Origin of the sequence: Kitasatospora sp. NPDC059817 (assembly GCF_042731835.1) — a bacterium.
Lineage (GTDB): Bacteria > Actinomycetota > Actinomycetes > Streptomycetales > Streptomycetaceae > Kitasatospora.
This window is the reverse complement of record NZ_JBHWIR010000202.1, coordinates 5,915-12,830: the sequence shown is the minus strand read 5'-3', so window position 1 is coordinate 12,830 and position 6,916 is coordinate 5,915. Positions and strand designations below refer to the sequence as shown.

At 74.1% G+C, this 6,916-nt stretch carries 5 protein-coding genes; 2 read left to right on the top strand and 3 right to left on the bottom strand.

Annotation, left to right across the window (positions count from 1 at the left end):
* Positions 1-71: 71 nt before the first annotated feature.
* Positions 72-1,133, bottom strand: a complete 1,062-nt coding sequence (locus ACFV61_RS30195) for an ATP-dependent DNA ligase (protein ID WP_380495046.1) — start codon at positions 1,131-1,133, stop codon at positions 72-74.
* Between the two features lie 141 nt (positions 1,134-1,274).
* Between ACFV61_RS30195 and ligD the strand changes: the two genes are divergently transcribed.
* Positions 1,275-2,282, top strand: coding sequence for a non-homologous end-joining DNA ligase (gene ligD / locus ACFV61_RS30190; RefSeq protein ID WP_380495044.1), 1,008 nt, complete (start codon positions 1,275-1,277; stop codon positions 2,280-2,282).
* A 9-nt stretch (positions 2,283-2,291) separates the two neighbouring features.
* Here the strand turns inward: ligD and ACFV61_RS30185 are convergent, their stop codons facing one another.
* Both ACFV61_RS30185 and ACFV61_RS30180 read right to left on the bottom strand, forming a co-directional pair.
* Complete coding sequence (locus ACFV61_RS30185) at positions 2,292-2,813, bottom strand: hypothetical protein (protein ID WP_380495042.1); 522 nt, start codon at positions 2,811-2,813, stop codon at positions 2,292-2,294.
* 128 nt (positions 2,814-2,941) lie between these two features.
* The gene (locus tag ACFV61_RS30180) at positions 2,942-4,141 is read right to left on the bottom strand and encodes an 8-amino-7-oxononanoate synthase (protein ID WP_380429081.1); all 1,200 of its coding nucleotides are present in this window, start codon (positions 4,139-4,141) and stop codon (positions 2,942-2,944) included.
* 171 nt (positions 4,142-4,312) lie between these two features.
* Here ACFV61_RS30180 and ACFV61_RS30175 point away from each other — a divergent pair, with 171 nt between their 5' ends.
* The gene (locus ACFV61_RS30175; RefSeq protein WP_380495048.1) at positions 4,313-6,805 is read left to right on the top strand and encodes a DEAD/DEAH box helicase; all 2,493 of its coding nucleotides are present in this window, start codon (positions 4,313-4,315) and stop codon (positions 6,803-6,805) included.
* Positions 6,806-6,916 lie beyond the last annotated feature (111 nt).

Below are 6,916 nucleotides of genomic sequence, written 5' to 3'. Positions count from 1 at the left end.
GGGGGGTCGCTTTGTTTCTCACCCCCCCCCGCCCGCGCCGGCCACCCCGGCCCGGGGCCTCCGACGTGCCGTCAACTGCCCAGCACGCGGGCCAGATCGTAGGAGACGGGCTCCTCCAGCTGCGCGTAGGTGCAGCTCCCCGGCGTGCGGTCCGGCCGCCAGCGGCGGAACTGCGCGGTGTGCCGGAAGCGGGTGCCCTCCATGTGGTCGTAGGCGACCTCGACCACCCGCTCGGGGCGCAGCGCGACCCAGGAGAGGTCCTTGCCGCCGGTCCACCGGCTGACCGCGCCCGGCAGCCGGCCCTCGGCGTGCGCCGCCTCGTCGGCCCAGCCGCCCCACGGGTGGCGGGAGAGGTCGGTCATCCGCAACGGGGCCAGTTCCTCGGCGAGTTCGCGGCGGCGGGCCATCGAGAACGCGGCGCAGACGCCGACGTGCTGGAGCCGGCCCTCGGCGTCGTTGATGCCGAGCAGCAGCGAGCCGACCACCGGGCCGCTCTTGTGCTCGCGGTAGCCGGCCACCACGCAGTCGGCGGTGCGCTCGTGCTTGATCTTGAACATGGTCCGTTCGCCCGGCCGGTACGGCTGGTCCAGCGGCTTGGCCACCACGCCGTCCAGCCCGGCGCCCTCGTACTCGGCGAACCAGGTCTGCGCCACGTCCCGGTCGGTGGAGGCGGGGGCGGTGAACACCGGGTCGCGGGCGGCGCCGAGCGCCGTCTCCAGGGCCGCGCGGCGCACCGACAGCGGCTCGTCCAGCAGCGGGGCGTCACCGAGCGCGAGCAGGTCGAAGGCGATGAAGGAGGCGGGCGTCCGCTCCGCGAGCAGCCGCACCCGGCTGGCCGCCGGGTGGATGCGCTCCAGCAGTTCCTCGAACCGCAGCCGGCCGTCCCGGGCGATCACCACCTCGCCGTCCAGCACGCAGCGCGGCGGCAGCTCCCGCCGCAGCGCGGCGACCAGCTCGGGGAAGTACCTGGTCAGCGGTTTGCCGGTGCGGCTGCCGAGCTCCACCTCGTCGCCGTCGCGGAACACGATCGTCCGGAAGCCGTCCCACTTGGCCTCGTACTGCATCCCCGGCGGGATCTTCGCCACCGACTTGGCGAGCATCGGTGCCACCGGCGGCATCACGGGCAGGTCCATGGCTCCGATCCTCGCGCGCACGGCCGGAAGGCGCGCGACGAAAGGGCACACGACGAAAGGGCGCGCGACGAGAAGGCCCGCAACGAAAAGGCCCGCGACGAAAAGACGCGCGCGGGGCACGGCGCCCTTAGCGTGAGGGGCATGGGCTCAGCCGTGGAACTGGATGTCGCCGGGCGCAGCGTCCGACTGTCGAACCCGGACAAGGTGTACTACCCCGAGCGCGGCTTCACCAAGCTGGACGTCGCGCAGTACTACCTGGCCGTCGCCGACGGGGTGCTGCGCGGACTGCGCGACCGGCCCACCACCCTGCAGCGCTTCCCGGACGGCGTGGACGGCGAGTTCTTCTACCAGAAACGCGCCCCCAAGGGCCTGCCGGACTGGCTGCCCACCGCCCGGATCAACTTCCCCAGCGGCCGCTCCGCCGACGAGATCTGCCCCACCGAGCCGGCCGCCGTGCTGTGGGCCGCCAACCTCGGCTGCCTCACCTTCCACCCCTGGCCGGTCCGCCGCTCCGACACCGAGCACGTCGACGAGCTGCGCATCGACCTCGACCCGCAGCCCGGCACCGACTTCCACGACGCCGTCCGCGCCGCCCACGAACTGCGCGCCCTGCTGGAGGAGTACGGGCTGCGCGGCTGGCCCAAGTCCTCCGGCGGGCGCGGCCTGCACGTGTACGTCCCGCTGGTGCCGGAGTGGACCTTCACCGACGGCCGGCACGCGGTGATCGCCCTCGGCCGGGTGCTGGAGCAGCGCATGCCCGGGCAGGTCACCACCGCCTGGTGGAAGGAGGAGCGCGGCGAGCGGATCTTCGTCGACTACAACCAGATGGCCCGCGACCGCACCATCGCCTCCGCCTACTCCCTGCGCGCCCGCCCGCACGCCACCGCCTCGACCCCGCTGCGCTGGGAGGAGCTCGACGACGCCTCCCCCGAGGACTTCGACCTGCGCACCGTCCCCGCCCGCTTCGCCGAACTCGGCGACCTGAACGCCGGGATGGACGGCCGGGCGTACCGGCTGGACGGCCTGCTGGAGCTGTACGACAAGCAGCTGCGCGACGAGGGCCTCGGCGAGCTCCCGTACCCGCCCGACCACCCCAAGGCGGCCGGCGAGCCGACCAGGGTGCAGCCCAGCCGGGCCCGGAAAGCGTAGGGCGTGTCTTCACACCCCCGTCATGGCCAGCACGAACCAGAGGACGCCGCCCAGCACCACCAGGGTGAACAGCAGGACGCCCCCGACCGCGCCGGAGAGCAGCAGCCCCCGGCCGACCCGCCGCTCGCGCAGGCCGACGCCGGTCAGCAGCACGCCCGCCACCCCCGGTGCCAGGGCGAGCGCCAGCAGCATCACCGTCCGCGCCACCTCGGCGTCCGACACCAGGTGGCACTCGTCGCCCTCGCACACCGCCCAGACGTCCTCGCCGACCGGCGCGCCCGCCCACATCCGGGCGTGCTCGTGCACCGGGCTCCCGCCGTCCGGGCGGAACGCGCCCCGGCAGTCCGAGGGCGGTGGGCCGTCCTCGAACGCCGGGATCAGACACCGCTCCGCCCGGAACGTCCCGGGCACCCCCACCAGGCCCGCCGCCTGCCCGAACTGCCGCACCGGCCCGCCCACCAGCCACCCGGCCAGCCACACCAGCAGCACCCCGGCCACCACCGGCCCCCACCGCCGCACCGCCACCCCCATCGGCTCACCCCCGCTGGGGTGACGCCACCGACGGCCGGACGGTTGCACGGGCGGCCAAGCGGGCGGCCAAGCAGGCAGCCGAGAGGGCGGCCAAGCGGGCGGCCGCCGCGCGCCCCTCCCGGCAGGTGTCAGCCGACCCGGGCGCCCTCCGGCGCCAGCTCGGCGATGATCCGGACCGCCTCCGCGAGCTGCGCGTCCGTCAGGTCCCCGCGCGCGGTGAGCCGCAGCCGGGACACCCCGTCCGGCACGGACGGCGGGCGGAAGCAGCCGACGGCGAGCCCGGCCCGCCGGCAGTCGGCGGCCCAGGCGACGGCGGCCTCCGCGCCCGGGGCGCGCACCGACACCACGGCCGCGTCCGGCTCGCAGGCCCGGAGCCCGGCGGCGGTCAGCCGGGCCGCGAGGCCGCGGGCCACCTCGCGGGTGCGGTCGGCGCGGTGCGGCTCGGCGCGCAGCAGGCGCAGCGCGGCGAGGGCGGCGGCGACGGCGGCCGGGGCGAGGCCGGTGTCGAAGATGAAGGTGCGGGCGGTCTCGGTGAGGTGGCGGATCACCCGGCGCGGCCCGAGCACGGCGCCGCCCTGCGAACCGAGCGACTTGGAGAGCGTGACGGTGGCGACGGTGTCCGGCTGCCCGGCGAGCCCGGCCGCCGCGAGCGCCCCGGCGCCGCCGGGGCCGAGGACGCCCAGCCCGTGCGCGTCGTCGACCAGCAGCGCGGCGCCGTGCGCCCGGGCGGCGGCGGACAGCCCGGTCAGCGGGGCGGCGTCGCCGTCCACCGAGAACACCGAGTCGCTGACCACCAGCGCCCGCCGCTGGGTCCGGCGCTCCAGCGCCTCCCGGACGGCCTGCGGGTCGCTGTGCGGGGCCCGGTGGACGTCGGCGCGGGCGAGCCGGCAGCCGTCGATCAGCGAGGCGTGGTTGTAGGCGTCCGACACGATCAGCGTGTCCGGGTCGGTGAGCGCGGTCAGCGCGGCCAGGTTGGCGGTGTACCCGGAGGAGAACACCAGCGCCGCCTCGACCCCGCAGAACGCGGCGAGCTCCTCCTCCAGTTCGGTGTGCAGCGCGGTCGTCCCGGTCACCAGCCGCGACCCGGTCGATCCTCCGCCCCAGCGCAGCGCCGCCTCGGCCGCCGCCTGCGTCACCGCCGGGTGCCTGGTCAGCCCCAGGTAGTCGTTCCCGGCCAGGTCGAGCACCGGGTCCTGTGCCGTGCGGCTGCGCAGCCGGCGCGTCAGCCCGGCCTCGGCCCGCAGCTCGGCGGCCTCGTCGAGCCAGTCGAAGACGGCCGCCGGGGCCAGGTCGGTGGTGTGCGTTCCGGACGCGAGCGGTTGGACCATGCCCGGCACTCTGGCACGGCCCCGCCGCCGCGATCAATGTGCGGCCGCGCACAGCTTCGCGGCCGCCGGTGCAGCGATCCGGACAGTCCCGGGGCGGGTGCCGGCGGAGGGCGGGCTTTGCCCGGGGTGGCGGCGAGCAGGCAAGATAGCCGGGTGACCCTCCTTGATCTGATGCCGAAGCCCGCCACGCCCGATGCGCTGTACGAGACCTTCGCCGCGTGGGCGGAGGAGCGCGGGATCACGCTGTACCCGGCGCAGGAGGAGGCGCTGATCGAGCTGGTGTCGGGGAACAACGTGATCCTGGCGACGCCGACCGGGTCGGGCAAGAGCCTGGTGGCGGCCGGGGCGCACTTCGCGGCGCTGGCGGAGGGGAAGCGGACGTTCTACACGGCGCCGATCAAGGCGCTGGTGTCGGAGAAGTTCTTCGACCTGGTCAAGATGTTCGGCACCGAGCAGGTCGGAATGATGACCGGCGACGCGAGCGTGAACCCGACCGCGCCGATCATCTGCTGCACGGCCGAGGTGCTGGCGCAGATCGCGCTGCGCGACGGCCTCCGGGCGGACGTCGGCCAGGTGGTCATGGACGAGTTCCACTTCTACGCGGAGCCGGACCGCGGCTGGGCCTGGCAGATCCCGCTGCTGGAGCTGCCGCAGGCGCAGTTCCTGCTGATGTCGGCGACGCTCGGCGACGTGCGCCGCTTCGAGGAGGACCTGACCCGCCGGACGGGCCGCCCGACGACGGTGGTGCGCAACACGACCCGCCCGGTGCCGCTGTTCTACGAGTACCGCCGCACCACGATGCACGACACCCTGGAGGAGCTGCTGCAGACCGGCCAGGCGCCGGTCTACGTGGTGCACTTCACGCAGAAGGAGGCGGTGGACCGGGCGCAGTCGCTGATGAGCATCAACATGTGCTCGAAGGCGGAGAAGGACGCCATCGCCGACCTGATCGGCGGTTTCCGCTTCACCACCAAGTTCGGCCGCAACCTGTCGCGTTTCGTGCGCCACGGCATCGGCGTGCACCACGCGGGCATGCTGCCGAAGTACCGCCGGCTGGTCGAACGTCTCGCCCAGGCGGGCCTGTTGAAGGTGATCTGCGGGACGGACACGCTCGGTGTCGGCGTCAACGTGCCGATCCGCACGGTGCTGTTCACCGCCCTGTCGAAGTACGACGGGCAGCGGGTGCGGATCCTGCGCGCCCGGGAGTTCCACCAGATCGCCGGGCGCGCGGGCCGGGCCGGGTTCGACACCGTCGGACAGGTGGTGGCGCAGGCGCCCGAGCACGTGATCGAGAACGACAAGGCGATCGCCAAGGCCGGGGACGACCCGAAGAAGAAGCGCAAGGTGGTGCGCAAGAAGGCGCCGGAGGGCTTCGTCGGCTGGACCGAGGAGACCTTCGACAAGCTGATCGGCGCCGACCCGGAGCCGCTGGTCTCCCGGTTCAAGGTGAGCCACGCGATGCTGCTGTCGGTGATCGGCCGCCCCGGCAACGCCTTCGAGGCGATGCGCAAGCTCCTCACCGACAACCACGAGGACCGCGCGGCGCAGCGCCGGCACATCCGCACCGCGATCGCGATCTACCGCTCCCTGCTGCAGGGCGGCGTGGTCGAGCGGCTGCCGGAGCCGGACGCCGAGGGCCGGATCGTGCGCCTGACGCTCGACCTCCAGGAGAACTTCGCGCTCAACCAGCCGCTCTCCACCTTCGCCCTGGCCTCCTTCGAGCTCCTCGACCCGACCTCGCCCTCGTACGCGCTGGACGTGATCTCGGTGGTCGAGGCGACCCTCGACGACCCGCGCCAGATCCTCGCCGCGCAGCAGAACAAGGCGCGCGGCGAGGCCATCGGCGAGATGAAGCGCGACGGGATCGAGTACGAGGAGCGGATGGAGCGGCTCCAGGAGATCACCTACCCGAAGCCGCTGGAGGAACTGCTCACCCACGCGTACGAGGTGTACCGCCGGGCGCACCCGTGGATCGGCGACCACGAGCTGCGGCCGAAGTCGGTGGTCCGCGACCTGTACGAGCGGGCGATGACCTTCTCGGACTACGTCGGCTTCTACGAGCTGGCGCGCACCGAGGGCATCGTGCTGCGCTACCTGGCGGGCGCGTTCAAGGCGCTGGAGCAGACCGTCCCCGAGGACGTGAAGACCGACGACCTGAAGGACGTCATCGCCTGGCTCGGCGAACTGGTCCGCCAGGTCGACTCCAGCCTGCTGGACGAGTGGGAGCAGCTGGCCAACCCGACGGACCCGCAGGCCCCCGAGGTGACGCTGGACGACAAGCCGGCGCCGGTGACGGCGAACGCGCGGGCGTTCCGGGTGCTGGTGCGCAACGAGCTGTTCCGCCGGGTCGAGCTGTGCGCGCTGGAGCACTACGCGGAGCTCGCCGAGCTGGACGGCTCGTACGGTTGGGACGCGGACCGCTGGGCGGACGCCATGGACGGGTACTGGGAGGAGTACGACGACCTCGGCACCGGCCCGAACGCGCGCGGCCCCAAGATGCTGATCATCGAGGAGGAGGACTCCGCCTGGAAGGTCCGGCAGATCTTCGACGACCCGGAGGGCGACCACGACTGGGGCATCAGCGCCGAGGTCGACCTGTACGGCTCGGACGAGGAGGGCCGGGCGGTGCTGCGGGTCACCGCGGTGGACCGGCTGGGCGGCTGACGGGCCGTCAGCCCTCGCTTGCGGAGTCGCGCGGGGCCCCCCGCCGCGGGGGCGGGCGGGCGCGCCCACAAGCGCCCCCCCCCCCCCCCCCCCCCGCGGCGCCCGCGGCGC